This window comes from Mycobacterium sp. PSTR-4-N (genome assembly GCF_022348085.1).
GTDB lineage: Bacteria > Actinomycetota > Actinomycetes > Mycobacteriales > Mycobacteriaceae > Mycobacterium.
In genome coordinates, this window is sequence record NZ_JAKRFN010000007.1 from 1 (window position 1) to 18,299 (window position 18,299).

The following is an 18,299-nucleotide window of genomic DNA, read 5'->3' on the forward strand; positions in this document are numbered from 1 at the left end:
TCGTCGAGGTCCTCCCACCCGTGGGCTGGGGGTGGGTACACCGTGGCCGGTGACCGAGACCCCGCTGCCTCCACGAAATCCACCTCAGCACGCAACACCATCAGATCCCGCTCGGTGATCATCGCTGACTGCGCTGACTCGGCGACGGCCACTGCCGCACGCAGCTCACGGTCGCGTACCGCCGCACGTAACTCACGGGCGGACCGCAGGCCCGATTCCTGCACCACGTACAGCGTCGGATTGTGCAGCAGCGACCAGCCCGGTTCCCGGCCGCGAGCAGCCATGCGCGCCTGCGCGGCAGCGGCTTTCGCCTTCGCCTCCGGGCTTTCGGCGGCCAACCGCAGCTCCAAGGTCAAGGTCGCGAGCTCGGCCTGGCGGTCGGTGAGTTCGCCAGTGTGCTCGAACGGGCCTGGTGGGTGAGCCAAGAGGTCGGCCAATTCGGCGCGGTCCTGGTCGATCTCGCTAGTCAGGGTGGCCTGTTGGCGGGGCAGGTCGAGGTAGAGGTTTTCAACCCGCGTCAACAGACCGCGGGCCTTCGCCCCGCCCGCCTCTGACGCGGTGGCCATCAGGTCGTCCTTCTTGACCTCGGTGATCCGCTGCGACGTCGTCAGGCGCAGTAGCAGCGAGTCATGGGTGAGATCGCGCGCCGCGAGCAAGGCCACGCCGTCGATGCTCACCCCGGTATCGCTGTAGCGGGTGGCGCCGCGGTCGCGACCGTCGAGGAAGGCCTGGCGGCACGCCGCTGCCAGCCGCTCGGCGGTCACCGAGTTCTCCCTGGTTCGTTGCCCACCGACGATCACCTCGGGAGAACGCTGCTCGGCCCCATGGGCGGCGGCGCGCTGCGCGATCGGCTGCAGCTCGGCGAGCTGACGCTCTTTGTGCGGGATGGTCCGTTCGTGGGTGTCGACGAGCCAGTCGCGGCGACGCGTGGCCTCATGGTGGGCTCGTTCGAGCGCTTGGAGGCGGCGCACCTGCTCGTCGAGCTCGACCTGACGCAGGTAGCGAGGATCGCCGGTCGCCAACGCCTTCGTCTCGGCGGCCGCGGCGCCGATGTCACCACCGGAGAGGTCCTCGATGTCTCGATCGGTGACCTCACTGCGGTTGACCTGCTCGATGAACAACGACTTGGCCTGCACCTTCTGCCACATCACGGTGTCATAGGTGCCTTCGGTGACGTAGGTGCGGATCTCGACGCCGTCGAGGTTCTGATTGCCCTGACGCAGGACGCGGCCCTCACGCTGCTCCAAGTCCGCTGGCCGCCAGGGCACGTCAACATGGTCGAGGGCAGCCAGGCGGGGCTGAATGTTCCAGCCCGTCCCCATCTTCTCGGTGCTGCCGATCAGCACGGCCACCTCACCGTTGATGCACTGCTCGCGCAGCAGACCGACTTCATGGGCCTTGCGTGCGTCGTGGACGAACCGGATCTTGTCGGCCGGCATGCCGCGGGCGATCAGCTCAGCCTTGATGGCCGCGTAGATCGTGAATTGCTCCGGATCGTTGGAGGGGGTGCCGCGATCGCAGAACGCCACCTGCAGGCACCCACGCTTGGGCATGGGCTCACCGGTTCGGGGATGGCGGTAGACGCGGTCCAGATTGGCTCGGTAGGTGCGCATCATCGACTCGGCCACCGCCGCGGCGCGGCTCTCGGTGGGCGCGGCCAGGTGGGCGAGGCGGGGGTCCAGGGAGGCATTCCGCCCGTCGTTGGCGATCTTGAGGATGTTGTCCCGCTGCGGGTTGCGAGCATCGAGATGATCGGCTCGGTATCCGAGATCGGCGATGAAGTCGACGACCTCGATGTCGGGCTGCAACGCCACCGTTTGACGCTGCCCCCCGATGAGCGGCGGCAACTCCACGGGCACTTGGTCGCGGGTGACGACGTCGGAGTACACCGACGACAGCGCCAGCAGCTCCGGCAGATTCGTGAACTTCCCGACCCGTGTCACCGGGCGAAGTTTCGTGCCGGTGGCATTGACCTCGACGGTGGTGTGTGTGGCGGTGAACGCCGCACCCCAGTCGCCCAGGTCGGACACACCGGCCTCGGCAAGCAAATCGGGTCGGAGGTAGGTCTGCATGACCCACAGCTCGCCCAAGGAGTTCGCGATCGGTGTGCCCGTCATGAAGGTAGCCACCCGCTCGACGACTCGGTGAGGGGCAATCCCTGCGGCCTTGGCTTCCTCGCGCCGGCGTTCACGCAGCACCCGCAGCTTCAGGGCCAGGTCCTCGGCACGTTCGGAGGACTTGGTGCAGTTGAGCTCCTGGATGTTGCACACCCGCTGGAGGTTCTTGTAGTAATGAGCCTCGTCGACGAAAAGGTAATCGGCTCCGCTGCTTTCAAAGCTCAAGCCGGTGTCCTTGGCCTCCTGAGCGGTCAACCGCTCCAGCCGTTCCTTGGCGGTCTTCAACGCCCGCTCGATGGCCTTCTTGGAGCGGTCGCTGGCCGCATCGTCGAGCTGGGTGCGTAGCGTGTCGAGCTGGTCGGCAATGTAATCCGCGCGCAGGCGCTCGGACACCCCGATCGCCGTAAACGCCGACTCGGGGATGATGACCATGTCCCAGTCGCTGGATGCGGACTGCGCGACCAGCCGGCGACGGCCCTCGGCGTTGGTGGCCGCCGTGCCGAGAAGGATGTTGGCAGCCGGATACCACTGCTTGGCCTCACGGCCAACCTGGTCGATGATGCTGTTGGGCACGACGATCCAGGGCTGACGGACAAGTCCGAGGCGTTTGAGCTCTATCGCTCCCATGAAAGCGGTGCCCGATTTACCAGCGCCCACAACATGATTCAGGAGCACCGAGGGTTCAGCGATGATGCGGGCGACGGCGTTGCGTTGATAGTAATGCGGGACGAACACATCCGAGAGACCCGGCAGCGACAGTGCGGACCCGTCGTAGCGCGGTGCCCGCAGCGAGTTGAAACGCCGGTTGTACTCGGCGACGAGGGTTTCGCGGCGTTCCTCGTCGTTGAAGACCCACCGGTTGAACTCCTCGCCGATCTTGGCGGCCTTGGCCTGCGCGGCGAAGGTGGCCTGTACGTCGAGCTTGCCGTCGTCGTCGTTGACGATGACGCTGCGTGAGTTGCACAGCGCGTCAAGCAGACTGGCCGCGTCACAGCCCTTGTGTGGCATCCCCCACGTCTCGGTCATCAGCCGCCCGAAGCGGTGATGCTTGGGGATGTCGATGACCCAGCGGCCCCCGATGTGTTCGGCGGTGACCGTCGAGAGCCCGAAGGTCTCCTTGGCGAACTGGGCGACCACGTCGGCCGGAATCCACGGGGCGCCCGGGCGGACCCGAATTTCCTCGGCGGTGCGGTCGGCGGGCATGACCTCGCGCAGGGCGGCGACGTAGTCGCGGTAGACCGGATTGGCCTGTGCTGCGGCGGTCGCGGCGGCGAGCTTCTGGCGCACGTTGCCCGACAGCGCGGTCGCGGCCGGCACCAGTTCGTCGGGGTCGTCGAGGTCGGGGTAGGCCAGCCCGACGAGCAGTTCGCGGGCGGCGGCAGCGTCGACGTCGAGCAAGCTGGCGATGAGGTCGACGTCGACACGTTGGGCGCGGTCGAGGCTGACGGCCAACGCTTCCTCGGGTCCCGACGCGCTGAGCACCTCGGCCCGCGCGGACACCAAGTCGGTGGAGAAGATCTCGGCCTTGCGGGCTTGCCCGGTGGTCTCGTCGAAGACTTCCAGCGCCGAGACGACTGCCCATCCGGGATCGTGGCGCATGCCGCCGTCGAGGTGACGTCGCTTCTTGTACGAGGCTTTGGGCTCCCAGGCCTTGGTGTTCCACTCCTCAAGCAGATCCTCGGGCACCCTGCCGCGGTAGGGCTGACCTGGCTCACCTTCCTTGGCGCGCCATTTGGACTCGTCGGCAGCGACTTTCGCGTCGTGCTGCTCCTGGGTGATGTCCTTGGGGTGGACCCAAGAGAACCGGTTGATCGGGCCGTGGCGCTCGACGTAGTCGTCGTAGAGACGGTTGAGGTGACCGCGCAACTGGTGGCGCTCGGAGACGGGCCGGCCCGCGGACTGGGACGCGATGAGGCTGTTGGCGGCGTCGCGCAACGCGATCAGTTCACGTGTCTCGGCCACCAGGGTCTTGGGGGTGTTGTGGGGCTCCCAGGTGTGGCCCGCCCAGTAGTCGATGCCGCCGGTTTCGATGTTGAAGCGCAGCGCGAACAGCGGCGGGTCCTCGCCCTGGTCGGCGGCGGTGAGCAAGCCGGCGTCGAAGTGCTGCGGCGAGACCTCGGTGAGGTCGGCCGCGGTTGCGGTCAGCCCCGCGCCGCGCAGCACCGCGGCGTCGATCACCGCGTCGAGCTGCTCGGAGACCTGGGCGGCCAGCTCGGCGCCGCTAAGGCCCTCGACCACCAGATTGGGGCTGCCGTGCAGCCCATGACCCACGGTCATCGACCCCAGGACGTGCTGAGGATTCTCATGGAAGTAGGCGTTGACGGCGATCGGGGCCGCGGTGTCGGGCTCCACGCCGTCCAGCGCGAGGCGCGCGGTGTCGAGCCACAGCGGCCGGTCGACGCGCAGATCGACCGGCTCGGTACGCCGGCGCAACACCAACATGTCGGTCACCACCTCGGTACCGGCTACCCGCCGGAAGGCCTGCGACGGCAGACGCAGCGCACCGACGAGTTCACCGCGCTCGGCAATGTCGCGGCGAGCTGAGTCCGATGCCGAGTCCATGGTGTAGCGGCTGGTCAGCACCGCGACGTAGCCGCCGGGCGCGGTCAACGCCAATGCCTTGACGATGAAGTGGTTGTGGATGCTGTGCCGGGCGGGGTTGTGCGCAGGATCGTGCACCGCGAACCGCCCGAACGGCACGTTGCCGACGGCGGCGACGAAACTGCCTTCGGGCACCCGAGTGGTCTCGAAACCCTCGTTGCGGACCTGCGCCGACGGATAGAGCGCCGCGGCGATCGCGGCGGTGATCGGGTCGTTCTCCACCCCGACCATGACCGCATCAGTGGGTGCGTGGCCGATGAAGTGCCCGCTGCCGCACCCGGGCTCCAGTACCCGCCCGCCGGTGAATCCGGCCCGCTGCAGGGCCGTCCACACCGCGGCGGCAAGCGCGGGATCGGTGTAGTGCGCGTTGAGGATCGACGCCTCCGCCTGACGGTACTGCTCTCGGGTCAGCAGTTCTCGCAGCCGGTCGCGCTCGGAGCGGAAGCCCTCGTTGCGGGTGTCGAAGACCTCGGGAACGGCTCCCCATCCCGACCATGCCGCCAGCACGGCCTGCTCGCTGGCCGTGGCCGGGCGGCCGGCTGCCTGCAGTCGGCGCACCAGCTCCAGGGCGGCGATGTTGGCCCGCGCCCGCGCCTTCGGTCCGGAGGGGACCAAGACGTCGGTGCTTGCCGGGAAGTCCCTCGAGCTGGACAGGTCGGCCTCGGCCGACGGCGGCGTGACGGCGAGCGGCGGCGCGGCGGCGGGCAGAGCTGTGCCGCCAGGGTCGATCGTGCGGGGGTCGGTGGGCTTGTCGGGCTCGTCGAACAGCGAGCTCTGCGCGGCTACCGGGCGGGCAGGCCGTCGTCGCGTAGGTCCTGGTACACCAGTTCCGTCAGCTCGACGGCCAGCGGGTCGCCCGGCTTCTGGGGCGGCGGCAGCCGGTCCTCGGCCCGCGCCGCCAGGAGGTAGCCCGCCTTGATCCGGAACACCGCCGAAAACGCCGGACTCGGCCACAGCTGCGCCACCAGGTCCTCGGTCGCCTCGTCCGGATCGGTGCGGTACTGGGTCTGAGTCCACCGCTGCGTCCACGGAACGTCGTCGCGACTGACCATGGTGCGTGGCGGTTCCTCGGTCTCCTGCGGCGGCGGGATCAGCTCGTAGAGCTGCTCGCTGAGAACGATTTCCTTCGCCGAGGCCACGGCGCTGTTCAGCAGACCCACCTTGGTCAGGTAGTTCGGTTGGGTCCCGTGGTCGGTCGTCCACTGCTCGACCGCCCGCTCCCCCAATTCGGCTGCCAGCTCCGCGATCTGACGGCTCAGTGAGGCCGCGGTCTGATCCAGGAAGTCCTGGCACTGTCCCGGGGTCCAGTCCGAGGGCAGCGTCAGATGCCGGCTGTACACCTCGGCCACGATCCGGGCGATCTCCGGGCTGGTCACCGCCACCCTCCTCGTCGAAGAGGCTGAACAAATCCGGCTGCTCAGCGTCCTTGGGTTTGCGGGCCATATTGTCCTCACCGTGTCGTCGGAGCGGCGCGAGGGGGCCTTGTTGCGCCGAGCAGTCATCAGTGGCTCAGTGCGTCGGAGACGGTCAACAGCAGCGAGTCACGCTGGACGGGTCTGCGCAGCTGGTCCGCGCGCAACGCAGCGCCGCGCAGAAGCGGCGCAGGGCACCGGTGCGCGACCAGCGCCCAACCGGTCGGCGTGTCATATCCGGACGGGCCCGACGAACCGATGACGGCCTCGCGGACGCGAGTGAGATCGGCCCGGCCGTCGTGGGCGGCGGCGTCGCCGAGCAGCGCGGCCGCCAGCGGGCCGACCGCGAAGGACCGCCACAGATCCATGTCGCCCGCAAGCTGCGCCAACAGTCGCTCGGCCTGCGCTATCGCCTCACCGGCGGAACGAACCTCTATCATCACGGTGGTGCGCCTCTCGTCACTAGGGAGTGAATCCGGACGGCGCGGTGCCGAAGCCGGGCGGGGGTGCCGAGGGAAAGATCGGCAGCGAGTGGGTGGCCATCGCGAATAGTCCGCCGATGACTTGGCCGACCATCCAGACGGTGACGACGATGGCCGCGAGGAGGCCACCGAGCCACGGGCCGCGCCGCGGCTTCACCGCTGCCCTACGAACGCCGCGGCCGGCGGGTGCAGACAGGACGACCAGGGAAGCAGCGCCAGGGCCAGCATCCAGCCCACGTTGGTGAACTGGTGGTCGTCGAGTCGCGAGACCGATCGCAGGCTGTCCCGCAGTTGCGGATGCTCACCGACGCGGTGCGCAGCGCGCGACCACTGGGCGCGGTGCGCCAGTGCCCGAATGATCCAGTCGATGCGATTGCCCGCGGCGTCGGTGTGGCTGGCGGCGTAGATCCACCCCGCCAGCGGGGCAGTCGCCAGCGGACGCCAGCGCTCCCAGGTGCCCCCGTCCCAGGGCGCCAGGATCACCTCAGCCAGGGCGAGAGCGGCCGGCGGGCCGTCGAGACGGGTGATGCGTTCGTCGAGACCAACGGCGGTCAGCGATGTCTCGGCTGCGGCGGGTGCGGTGCCGGCGGGCGCGTCGTGCCCTTCGGGGTGGGTGGGGGCGGGTGCCAGTTCCCAGAGTGGTCGAGTGCGGGTGGCGTTGTGCGCGCGGCGAACGGCTCCCTTGTGCTCCAGGGCGACCAACACCGCGTAGACCCGTTCGATCACGACGGGGCGCGCTGCGTCGGACTGGTTGAGGCAGTCCCGCACCTCCGCGGTCGACACCGGCCCCCGGATGCGTCCCAGGACTGCCATGATCCGCCCGTGCAGTGCTCCGGAGGGGGCCTCGGATGTGGTCTCCGTGGACCACGTGGCCTTGGTCGACGCGGGGGTCATCGTGGACTCCTCGCCGACTCCACGGCGTGCTGGTGCCGCTCGTGGGCCCGTTGAAGAATCGGCTTGCGGCCGGCAGCCTGGTCACGGCCGCGGCTGCGTTCTACGGCGGCGTCGGTCAGTCGGCGCACCTGCTGGTCGTAGAGGGTCACGAACTCCGACCAGTCCACCAGCTCGGTTTCCACGCCAGCGGTGCCCCGAACGAGCAGGCGGCCCCGGTCCCGGTTGGCGGGCAGCAGACGGCGGTAGTCGAGGGTGCTGTCGGTGTTCGACGACAGCGACTTCGAACCGGTGGCCTGATCGAAGGACTCCGTGCGGCGGGTGGTCAACAGGCTCCACTCCTCGGCGCGGCGCAGCATCTCCATCTCCGGTGCGCCGAACAGGATCAGCGCCGCCGGAAAGATGTCGCGGAGCTCGTTGGCGTATGCACTGCCGTAGACGGTGTCGAACTGGCTCGATGCCTGCACCGCGAGAAGAAGATTGACCCCCAGGCCCCGGCCCTCGCCGACGTGGCGGCGCAGCGCGGGCATCGGTGCGACGTTGGCTGCTTCGTCGATCACGATGAGCAGGCGGTCCACCATTTCCTTGCGCGCCGTCTTGGCGCGCCACAGCTTCACCAGGTTCTCCAGCAGCGTCACCGCGGCGCCGGCGATCGCGCCCTCGGGTGCGGACAGCACGTACAGGGTCGCGGTGGGATCGTCGAGGAAGTCGGCGGTGAACGCCTCGGGTTGGTCCCCGCGCAGCGACAGCCGCATCCAGGGCATGACCGCCTTGCGCATCGTCAGCGCGATGCTGTCGCGCTGCTTGGGGTCCATGTTCAAAGTGCGTCGCAGTGCGTTGTAGAACAGCGGATAGTCCTGCACGGCAAGGGCGGCCATCTGCCACCCAGCCTCGACGGGCAGCTTCTCCTCGTCCCAGTCCATGTTGTCGACGGCCAGCAGGACCCAGTCCATTCCCTCGTCGTTGAGGGCGGCCGCGAAGAGCATCGCCGCCAGCGGGCCTTCGGTGTTGGACTCCCAGATCCCGGCGTCGGAGACCGAATCGGCACCCGAGCCCATGCCCACAGCCGACATTTGCATCATCGTGTTGGCCGCGGTGACCGCCTGATCGGGTGTGGTGATCATCTTCGTCGGATCGAACGACATGGCCTGCACGCCAGGGTATGTGGCGTCGTAATCGGGACGCAGGTCGATTAGGGCCTGCGGGCCGCTTCGGCGTTGCGCGACGAGCTGAAACAGGTCGTCTTTGGAACTGACCACGACGGCGGGCCCCGTCCAGAGCACCGCCGCGGGGGCCAGGACGCTGCGCGTCTTGCCGGTCCCGGTGGGCGCCGACACGAGCACCATCGGCCCGGACTCGGCAACGGTGCGCTGTTTGGTCTGCGGGTCGCGCACGAAGCCGCAGAACGGGGTGGGTGGCGGCGTGTAGGTCATGGCTTGGTCCCTCCGTCGGGGTCACGCAGCAGCGGGGTTCGCTCGCCCACCGTCGGTGTCGGCGAGACGTCGAAGATTCCGGGCATGGGCAGGTCGTCGAGCGCCAGGCCGAAGTCGACGCTCTCGGTCACCGCGGGTGGGCGCATGGGCCACCAGTCGCGCGAGCCGTCGACCGCCAGCCAGCCCTCCAGGACGCCGTAGATGCCTGCGGCCAGGGCGGTCGCGGGCAGCTGTCCGAGCAGCCACGGCAGCAGCACCGTCTGCGCGAGTGTGGTGTCGGGGTTATACAGCAGGGCCAACGGCAGGCCCGTCGCGACCGAGGCCCACATGAACGCCGCCACCGGGTAGGACCGCAGGGTGTCGGGAATTAGCTGGACAATGGCCCGATACACCGCTATGCCCGCCGGCCACCCGATCGGGGCAAGCACCGCGGCGACGATGACGATCGCAAAATCGAGCCCGGCGTACGGCGTTTTCACCGGGCGCGCAATTAATGGGTGAATGACGTCGTCATCGGCAGCGTCAACTCGCGCACCGCTCAATATCTGCGCGCGGTCGCGAATTTGTCGGGCCAGAATTTCGGCCCGCCGTTTTTGAAATATGAACGTGTGTTGATGGCGGGCGATCCACTTACGGCGGACCTCGTCGAACCGATCAGCCGGCGGTGACATCGAAGACCTCCGCGCCGGTGTGCTGCGCTCCAGTGTAGAAGCGCTCAAGGCCTTGTGCGACGCCCAAAAGAAATTCCCGCAACTCTTTCGCGGTGCGCGTCACGCCCATCGACTCGCCGCGCGCCAACTCCTGGTCGATCCGCGATGCAACCGTCGCGACCTCCTGTGTTATCGAGATCACCGGAGCGCCGCCATCCAAGATGCGATGCGCCGATCCCGCCTGCCACCCCAGCGCCAGTTCAAGGCGGGCCAGGGTGCGCTCAGTGGGCCGCCGCCCGCCGGCCAAGGCCTTGTAGACCGTGGACGGCGACGGGCCGCCCTGGGCGGCCAACTCCTCACGTGACCAGCGCAGCTGCGCCAGTCGCTGATTGAGGAAAAACAGCAGACGCTCTGTGCCGTCGGTCGGTATTGCACTCACATCGCAGACGCTAACAACGGCCGAAACCTTTTAGCCATGTACCTAGAAAACCGGCAATTACCGCACTTACGCTTCCCCACAGCACCTCGAAGGAGAACTAATGTCACAGAATTCAGTGACCCACTCGCGGCTCCCGATCGCTGGGCTCATACAGGCGACGACGCTCAGTGGCGCAGACTGGCGAACGGTTTGCCAGCATCTGCCGCTCGCATCCGGACACGCGGCGGCAATCGGCATGGAGACGTGGCGATGACCGACGACCGACAGGCCCGGTGGGCGGCCACCGACCGCCTCATGGCCTACATCGACGACCCCGTCGACCAGCGCTCCGACGACGTCGAGGAACAGTTCTCCCCCGCCGACGACAACCCGGCTCCCGCCTGGGACGGCGATGAGGACCGCGACGACGAGCGCGGCTACCGACACAGCGCCGGACAGCCGCCAGCACCCCCGGCCCGAGAGGTCACCCACACGGGCCGCGGGGAGGGTTGGGACGAGGTCCCCACGGACGACTATTACGCGGGCGCGCCGCAGGGCGACGAATACGACGACCAGGCACCCTACGATCACCTCCGCGAGGATCGTGGAGACGGGTACGGCGACGCCTACCCGGACACAGCCGAAGCGGTCGAGGTGGGCCACCCCCACCTCGACGACACCGACCGCAGCAGCGGCACGGTCGACGTCTTCGACGACAAGCCCGCCCCCGAGGCCGGCCCCGTCGACCTCGACGACGACGTGACCGCAGGACTCGACACCGACAGCGACGAGGACTCCGCTGAACTCGGTCAGAACATCCAATCTCTCATCCCGCCAGCCCGATTCAGCAAGCCACTCGTCCTGGGTTTCGTGGCCGCCGTCGGGGTCGTGGCCATCGGGGGCGCCGCAGCCATGATCGGCATGCAGTCCAGCAGCCCGTCCCCGGAGGCCGGCGCACCGTCTGGAACGGTCGGCGTCGTCGCACCGCCCCCCGCGCCGCCGGCCGCCGCGCCCGTCGCCGACCCAGCACAGGATGTGCCGATTCCCTTCCAGGCGTCCTCGGCCTGCCCCCAGGCCGGATCGGGGTCCGCGCAGAACGTCGCCAGCGAGGACCCCACGCGAGCGTGGGTGTGCATGCGTGATTCCGACGGGCAGGTGATGACCCTGGATCTGGGCAAGCCAATGAAGGTCACCGCCATCGAGCTGACTCCCGGATGGGTCGGCACCGACGCCAGCGGCGCCGATCAATGGATGTCGCACCGCGTCGTGACACGCGTGCAATGGATCTTGGTCAACGGCGCCGACCGAACGGTCGTTACCCAGGACACCAAGAACGCTCACGGGCCCGTGCCGGTCGCGATGCCCTCCAACGGCCCCGACCAAGGTGTACTCGCCTCCCAGATTCAGATGGTCATCCTGCAGACCTCGCGCCCGCCGGCCGACAACCCCGCCCCCACCGCAGGCGGTCCCGGCCCGGCCGGAGGGGGACTGCTCGACGGCATGCTCGGCGCGCCGGTCGGCGAGGGCACCTCCCCAGATGCCAGCCCAGACCCCGTCTTCGGAACCAGCGACACCTCCACCGATCCGGTCGACAACACCGTCGCAATCTCGGCGATCCGCGTCCTCGGCCACCCCCCACTGTGAGAAAGGCCCACGACCCCATGACGTCCGCACCGAGCTTGCTAACCAACACGTGGCGCCGCCGCATCGACACCAGCGGTTCCACCCTTCGAAAAGTGCTGCAAACCATCGCCTTCACTGCCTGCACCATCGTCGCCCTGAGCACGATGTGGGGCTGGATCACCGACGAACCCCTCGACATCGACGGGCCCGCAAGGGCAGCGGTCAACCGCACCGACTACATCGGCGGATACGCCGTCAACTGCGTGCGTCTCCTGCTGACCGTCACCGAAGCCCAACGCTCGGCGCTGAACACCTGTTGGGCACCCGACGAACTGCGCTCCCTGCCCACCACCCCACCCGTGGTCGTGGACTCCACCGTCATCGCCAAGATCGTGCGGACCGCCGCCTACGACGGCGTCGAGCAGTGGCAGGTCATCGTGCGTGTCAGCCAGCGCCCCTATCTCAGCGCCACCCCGGAAACCACGCTGCGCCAGATCAACGTCCTCATCAGCAGCTACGGCCTTCGCGCCTCCGGACTGCTGGCCACCATCAACGACACCGGCAGCGGCGCAACGCTTCCCCTGGCCTACACCGCCTCGCTGCCCGTCGGCGCCCCCGACGACAAGGGCCGCAACCGACCCACCGGAAACCCCCTGTCCGACACCGTCACCGGATTCCTGGTCAGCTACCTCACCCCCGCCGGCGGATTGGAACGTTACGTCAGCGCCGACTCGGGCATCAGCGCCGTCAACACCAGCCAACGGGCGCTGACGACTGCCCTGCTGGCCACCCGCACGGTCGACGCCGCCCAACAGCCAGCAGATGGCAGCACCGTGCAGGTCCTGGCCACGGTCTCAGAACTCACCAACCGCTACGCCCCCCAAACCGAGCAATACCCCCTGACCCTGACGCTGCGATCGGGCAGCTGGAGTGTCACCCGCATCGACCCCGGACCTCTGCTCGACGGCACCGCGCAACTGACCCCCGTGGCACCCAGCCCCGGTCAACCCACTCGATAAACCCACCCCACCAGAAAGAGGATCACCATGAACCACCTGCCCGAATTCACCTCCACCCTCGCAGGACTGCCCGCCGACACCCGCATCGTGGCCGTCGCCGACCTCGTCCAAGGCACCCAGGGCCTCTACACCATGGGGGTAGCGATCCTGGCGATCCTGTTCCTCATCGCCGGGGGCGCTCGCGGCCTCGCCGCCTTCGGCGGCGGTCGCATCGGCACGGCGATCGGTTGGGTGGCCGCCGGCATCGTCTGCGCTGTCGTCATCGGCAGCGCCTACGCGATCTACGTCTCGACCAAACAGACCGTCGACAGCCACACCGGCGTCACCACCGGGCAGTTCGGCTGACCATGACTGACAGCGCACAACTCTTCACCGGGGTCCACGACACCCCCGTCTACACCAACGTTCTGTTCGACAAGCCGCTGCGGATCTGGGTGGCCGTGCCCGCCGTCGTCGGATCGGTCACCACCATCCTGTTGGCGGTGCTCAACCTCGCCTCCGGTCACGCGCTGGCCATCCTCATCTGCGGCGCGCTGCTCACCGCAGCGCTGACAGGAATCGGGGCCCTGGTGCCCCGCACCCGCCCCAACATCGCATTCCGGCTGCGCGCGTTCACCGCGTCCGTACGTCCGGCTGTCCGCACCAGCTACGACACGCCAATCCTGGCCCGCCCCAACCTCGTCGACAATCTGTGGTTTGCCGACAACGGCTCGGTCTTCGCCGGCTTCCTGCTGTCCGGGCTCCCCTACCATCTACAGTCATCGCGCCGAAAGACCGCAGTCGCTGACCTGCACACCCTGCTCGGCCGGGAACTGCCCGCGGACAGCTGGCTCTACGGCCTCGGAGTAGACCAAGACCAGCGCCAACTCCTGCGAGCCATGGTGCACGGTCACCGCGACCGCGACGACTGGCTCTACAGCTGCGCCCAGGTCGCCGACCAGCTCGCCGACGCCGAGCCCAAGACGCGGCTGTACTGGCTCATGGTTCCCGTCGACGCCGGCCGCGCCGGCCACAACGTCGTGGGCCAGGCCACCAAGCTCAAGGATTGGTTCGCCGGACGCGACAAGGACTCCGACTCCTCGCTGCACGCCTACATCGAGCTGGGCCACGACATCGCCAACTCGCTGCCCCCGGAGTTCTCCCCCACGCCGGTCACCGCGGCCATTTCGGCATGGCTCTGGCAGCACACCACCTGGCTGGGCACCTTCACCGACCCCCTGCCGCGACCGACCGCCGGCGGGTCCATCACCGCCGACCAGCTCCCCGCCGCGGCCTTCGATGAAGGAGACCAGCAGCACAAACCCCGCCGACCCAGCATCTTCAACGCGCTGCCCTCATGGAAGAAGTACGTTCGCGTCTCGGCCACAGGGCCGCACAGCGTGATCGCAGCAGACAGCTATCAGGCCGTGCTGCCCGTGGTCGACGCCCCCGAAGGCGGCATCGTCTTCCCCGGCTCCGAATTCCTCTCCGCACTCGACGATCTCGACACCGGCGCGGTGTTCGACTTCGCCATCAACCTCACCGCCCGGCCCCGCGAAATGGAGTTCCGCCGCAACGACCGCGCACGCGGCAACATCGACGACCAGTACGACCACCGCGGCGACGTTCGCAACGGCCTGACCGAATTGCGAGCCACCGAGCGCAAGATCGCCGAATACAACAGGCTGCTGTCGGCCAACATCGACGAGCAACCCCTCTCGGCCGCCTTCTTCATCCACGTCGGTGCCGCCGACCCCCGCACGCTCGACCACAGCATCAAACGGCTGCGCGAGGAGATGACGCAGTCCGGCCAGATCGTCATCCGGCACTACCGCGGCGCCAACACCCGATTGTGGTCAGCCTTCAACCCCGGTGTGGCTCAGCACAAGAGCGCCGTCGACCAATTCGCTCACGCCACCACCGCCTCCAAGTGGTCACGATTCGTGCCCCTGATTTCCTCGCAGCTCGGCAACGCCACCGGGATGCTGCTCGGCTTTAACAAGAGCAACGCCAATAACTCCGCGGTGCTCCTCGACCTACCCGGCACCGCCCGCCGCAACCACAACCCCTGCCTGATCTGCGCCGGGGCACCCGGTTACGGCAAGTCCTACACCTCCAAGAAGATCGTGCGCGCCGAACTGCAGCGCGGTGCACAAGCATTCATCGTCGAACCCGACGACTATGGCGAATGGGCCACCGCCCTGGCCGACGTCCCCAACAAGGCCGTCATCGACATGGCCGGTGGTGACTTCGGCTGCGACGCGCTGCGCATCTTCCCTGAACGTGTCGCCGGCTCCTACTGGCTCGACTACATGATCCCCATGCTCGGACTCGACGTACGTAGCGTCGCGGTCGGGCGGCTGCGCACCCTGCTAACCCCCGCCGCCCGCGACGCGCTGGGGCTGAGCAGCACCGCAGCGCTCATGCGCTACATCCGCGACATCCAAGCCCCCCTCGGCTCCGCCGAAGACACCCGATCACCCCAAGTCGCCCAACTGGCCGAAGATCTTCGTCCCGTCCTGCTCGCGTTGGAGTCCTGGGCCACCTACGAATTCACCCAAGCCATCTTCGACGACACACTGCCCATCCCCGACCTCGCCGCCCTGGACGTGACGATTTGGCAGACCGGCAGCCTCGACCTGCCCGACGCCGACGAAGTCGCCAACCCCCACCTCTACGCCGCCCTCAGCGACCGTCAACGCGCCTCCATCGCCATCTACGGCATGCTGGTGCGCCTCGCGCGGGTCACCTTCTTCAACAACACCAACCGATTCGGATTGATCGTGCTCGAAGAGGCAGGCCCCCTGCTCAATTCACGAACCGGAGCCCGCGACGCACACCTGATCAGCCGCCGCGCCCGCAAGCACTACACCGGCATGCTCATCATCACCCAGAACCCAATCAAGGACCTCGCGCTCATGGGCGACGAATTCATCACCCAACAGATCATCGTGCCCTTCGAGAAGGAGGGCATCGCGCGAGCCGTCGCCGCCAGCGCGGGACTGCCCCTCGACGAATATCCCGAGTTTCAAGACTTCTTCCTGGCCGCCGCCGGAGCCGAGGAGATGCGCGACCCCACGGCATTCGACGACGACCACACCGGACCGTCGACGACCCCGGACCGCGGCAGCCTGCAAGGACGTGCCTTCTTCATCGACGAGTTCCGCCGCCTGGGTGCGATTCAAATCGCGCGCGAGCCCAACGACATCCTGCACCGCGCCTACGACACCACACCCGACCAAGGGGCTGCCTGATGATCACCGCCGCGCCGGCGACCACCTCGAGACTGCGCGACGTCGCCGCAGAACGTCTGGGCTACGAGCTCGCCGTACACCCGCGTCTGCGCCGACTCCTGACGTTCTGGACGATGACCCACGTCCTGGCGCTCTGGGCGGTGATCGCCGCGCCCCGGGCCGCGGCCTCCACCATGTCAGCGGCGCTCAACTGGACCGGGATCACCGACACCGACGGCGTGCCCGTCGGCGCCTACTTCCTGTCCACCGTGGACACCATGGAGGCCCTCACCGAATCCGGCCCCGACGTCAGCGTCGTCGACCCCGGCTCCTGGGTCCGCTGGGGAGCGCACGCGATCACCACCGGCCTCACCCACGAGACCGTGGCGAGCTGGGTGCAAGCGCAGGCGTCGTGCTACATCTTCCTGCTCGCCGCGGTGCTGTGGCTGCTCAAGTTCGCCATGTCGAGCACCTGGTTGTATTGGCTCGCTGCGTGGTTCCGACCAATCCTGGAAGCGCTTCGCCAGATGCTCGTCGACCTCCACTTCTTTCAGATCTGCCTGGCACTGGGCATCGGCGTCGGCGCCTTCCACATCTTTTGGCACGGCCGCCGCGGTCATGGCGCCGCCATCATCCTCACCGCATTCGCCATCGGCATGCTGGGACTGTGGCTCACCCGCGACCCGCTGGGTGAGCTGACCGGCAACGACGGACTGCTCAACCAGGCCAGGGCACTAGGTTTCAGCGTCGCCCAAGCCGCCACCAACAACGGCCCCATCGCCGTCGGCGGGACGACCGGCCAGCTCGGACACCTCACCAGTGTCCTGGCCGACGCGTTGGTGCGGGCGCCTCTGCAAATATGGAATTTCGGCACCACCGTCGACACCATCGGCAGCTGTGGTCACGCATGGTCGGCGGCGATCATGAGCGGTGTGCGGGATGCTCCCGCCCACGCCATGACCTCCTGCGGAGCGCCCCAAGCTCTGCGCTACGCGCAAGGCATCGACGGCACGGTGTTCGCGCTCGGCATCGGATTCTGCTTGCTGGGAATGGTTTTCGCATTCTTCGTGCTCTATGTCACCTACAGCTACATCATGGTCTGCGGTGCAGCGCTGCTCAACGCCGTAATGGCGATCTTCGCCGCCGGGCCGGCCATGATTCACGGAGCTCCACGCCGCCGCGCACGGCGACGCCTCGAGCAATTCTTCCGTCACGCGTTCCTGGTATTTGTCTACGTTCTCTACACCTGCGTCGCCGCCCTCCTCATCCTGAAAACCGTTGCACCAGGCGGGCTGGCGTCCCAAGTAGGCATGACTAGCCCCGTCGCCATGCTCGTCCTCGTCGCCCTCTGGTCGGCAGTGGCCACCGGCGTCTTTTGGTACCTCAAGCGCGAAATACTCCACGACAACACCCGCCAGGACCTCGTTCAATCCGTGCGCCAGGCCGTGCACCTCGGCAACCAGGGATACCGACGCGGCCAGAGCCGCATCGGGCAAGGCAAGAATATCGCCGACAAGACCCGCGAACGGTTCTCCCGAGCATCCGACGAAACTGGAGAAAAACCAGGGTCGACGCTGACGCAAGCGCCGGTGGCTGGCCGGTCCCCCAGCGGCTCATCCGCCCGCCCCGGGCGCCTCACCCCCGCCGCGAGGTCCGGCGCGGGTGCATCGAGCAGATCCACCGCCGCTACGCGCATCGGCGGTGCAGGTGCTGGTGCCACCACGGCCGGTAGCGCCTCTGCCGCCGGCGGCGCCGCCGGGGCGGCCGAGGCCGGCGCAATGGTCCTCGCCCCGGAAGTGGCACTCCCCGCGGCCGCTGCAGGTGCCGCCGCCCACAGGATGAAAAGCAACCATCAGTCGTCCTCCGGCCGAGAAAGAGCAACCCAGGACCAGACGCCGCGCGAACGCCGCGCCGACGCCCTGCAGCCACCCCGACAGCGCGCACCGGGCACGCCACCGCCGCCGTCGGGTTTCGGGCCCGTAGCGACCCGCGGAGACCGCAATGCCGCCCCGTCCCGTGATCCCGTTCGCGCCCCTGATGAGCCTCCCGCACCCGTCCCCGGGCGAACACGCTGATGACGACACCGAAGCGGCCCGTGATGCACCCTGCGGCACTCTCGTCCAACCGGGCCTTGGCCGCCGCGCGTGCCGATCTGCACGAAGCCCTGCGCGCTGACGACGAGCACCGGCGTCAGCAGTACGCGCGCTCCGCACGCGACAGCGCCGCCGAAGTCCTCTGGGACGCGTCAAGCACCCGGCTCGAGTGTGAATACGCCATCTATTACCTCGGCGACGCGGAGGCCATGATCGCGGCGACAGCCTCGAACAAGGCAATTAACCCCAAGCGGATTGGCATGACCGGTAGGCCACGGATGAACGCGTGTCGCGCTTAGGCAAGGGCCGGAGTATCCGGCTCGCGGGCGGTCGACCCAGCGCTGGGTT

At 68.1% G+C, this 18,299-nt stretch carries 15 protein-coding genes; 7 read left to right on the forward strand and 8 right to left on the reverse strand.

Annotation, left to right across the window (positions count from 1 at the left end):
• From MHN84_RS11990 to MHN84_RS12020, 7 genes are all read right to left on the reverse strand, one after another.
• Nucleotides 1–5,333: helicase (locus MHN84_RS11990; RefSeq protein ID WP_241204875.1), on the reverse strand; the 5,333-nt coding region annotated here is incomplete at its 3' end.
• Between the two features lie 167 nt (nt 5,334–5,500).
• Nucleotides 5,501–6,094 carry a hypothetical protein gene (locus MHN84_RS11995; protein WP_241204876.1) on the reverse strand — a complete coding sequence of 198 codons (594 nt, stop codon included), beginning with the start codon at nt 6,092–6,094 and terminating at the stop codon, nt 5,501–5,503.
• A gap of 125 nt (nt 6,095–6,219) precedes the next feature.
• Entirely contained in the window at nt 6,220–6,573 is a 354-nt protein-coding gene (locus MHN84_RS12000) for a hypothetical protein (RefSeq protein ID WP_241204877.1), read from the reverse strand.
• A 19-nt stretch (nt 6,574–6,592) separates the two neighbouring features.
• Nucleotides 6,593–6,769: a hypothetical protein gene (locus MHN84_RS12005; RefSeq protein WP_241204878.1), complete on the reverse strand. Its 177-nt coding sequence runs from the start codon at nt 6,767–6,769 to the stop codon at nt 6,593–6,595.
• Nucleotides 6,766–7,506: a hypothetical protein gene (locus MHN84_RS12010; RefSeq protein WP_241204879.1), complete on the reverse strand. Its 741-nt coding sequence runs from the start codon at nt 7,504–7,506 to the stop codon at nt 6,766–6,768. The genes MHN84_RS12005 and MHN84_RS12010 overlap by 4 nt, the downstream gene beginning before the upstream one ends.
• The gene (locus tag MHN84_RS12015; protein WP_241204880.1) at nt 7,503–8,936 is read right to left on the reverse strand and encodes a type IV secretory system conjugative DNA transfer family protein; all 1,434 of its coding nucleotides are present in this window, start codon (nt 8,934–8,936) and stop codon (nt 7,503–7,505) included. The genes MHN84_RS12010 and MHN84_RS12015 overlap by 4 nt, the downstream gene beginning before the upstream one ends.
• Nucleotides 8,933–9,415, reverse strand: a complete 483-nt coding sequence (locus MHN84_RS12020) for a hypothetical protein (protein ID WP_241204881.1) — start codon at nt 9,413–9,415, stop codon at nt 8,933–8,935. The genes MHN84_RS12015 and MHN84_RS12020 overlap by 4 nt, the downstream gene beginning before the upstream one ends.
• A gap of 18 nt (nt 9,416–9,433) precedes the next feature.
• Between MHN84_RS12020 and MHN84_RS12025 the strand changes: the two genes are divergently transcribed.
• Entirely contained in the window at nt 9,434–9,604 is a 171-nt protein-coding gene (locus MHN84_RS12025; protein WP_241204882.1) for a hypothetical protein, read from the forward strand.
• Here the strand turns inward: MHN84_RS12025 and MHN84_RS12030 are convergent.
• Nucleotides 9,591–10,025, reverse strand: a complete 435-nt coding sequence (locus MHN84_RS12030; protein WP_241204883.1) for a helix-turn-helix domain-containing protein — start codon at nt 10,023–10,025, stop codon at nt 9,591–9,593. The genes MHN84_RS12025 and MHN84_RS12030 overlap by 14 nt on opposite strands.
• A gap of 249 nt (nt 10,026–10,274) precedes the next feature.
• On the opposite strand from MHN84_RS12030, the gene MHN84_RS12035 reads away from it, so the two are divergent.
• The 6 genes from MHN84_RS12035 to MHN84_RS12060 all read left to right on the forward strand — a co-directional run bounded on the left by MHN84_RS12035 (nt 10,275) and on the right by MHN84_RS12060 (nt 18,250).
• On the forward strand, nt 10,275–11,648 hold the full coding sequence (locus MHN84_RS12035; RefSeq protein WP_241204884.1) for a hypothetical protein: 1,374 nt from the start codon (nt 10,275–10,277) through the stop codon (nt 11,646–11,648).
• 92 nt (nt 11,649–11,740) lie between these two features.
• Nucleotides 11,741–12,646 carry a conjugal transfer protein gene (locus MHN84_RS12040; protein ID WP_241204885.1) on the forward strand — a complete coding sequence of 302 codons (906 nt, stop codon included), beginning with the start codon at nt 11,741–11,743 and terminating at the stop codon, nt 12,644–12,646.
• Between the two features lie 27 nt (nt 12,647–12,673).
• Nucleotides 12,674–12,991: a glycosyl transferase family 39 gene (locus MHN84_RS12045; protein WP_241204886.1), complete on the forward strand. Its 318-nt coding sequence runs from the start codon at nt 12,674–12,676 to the stop codon at nt 12,989–12,991.
• Nucleotides 12,992–12,993: 2 nt separating this feature from the next.
• Nucleotides 12,994–15,879, forward strand: coding sequence for an ATP-binding protein (locus MHN84_RS12050; RefSeq protein WP_241204887.1), 2,886 nt, complete (start codon nt 12,994–12,996; stop codon nt 15,877–15,879).
• Nucleotides 15,879–17,933, forward strand: a complete 2,055-nt coding sequence (locus tag MHN84_RS12055) for a hypothetical protein (protein ID WP_241204888.1) — start codon at nt 15,879–15,881, stop codon at nt 17,931–17,933. Before MHN84_RS12050 ends, MHN84_RS12055 begins: the two co-directional genes overlap by 1 nt.
• A complete protein-coding gene (locus tag MHN84_RS12060; protein WP_241204889.1) occupies nt 17,933–18,250 on the forward strand; it encodes a hypothetical protein in 318 nt (105 codons plus the stop codon). Before MHN84_RS12055 ends, MHN84_RS12060 begins: the two co-directional genes overlap by 1 nt.
• Nucleotides 18,251–18,299: the final 49 nt, after the last annotated feature.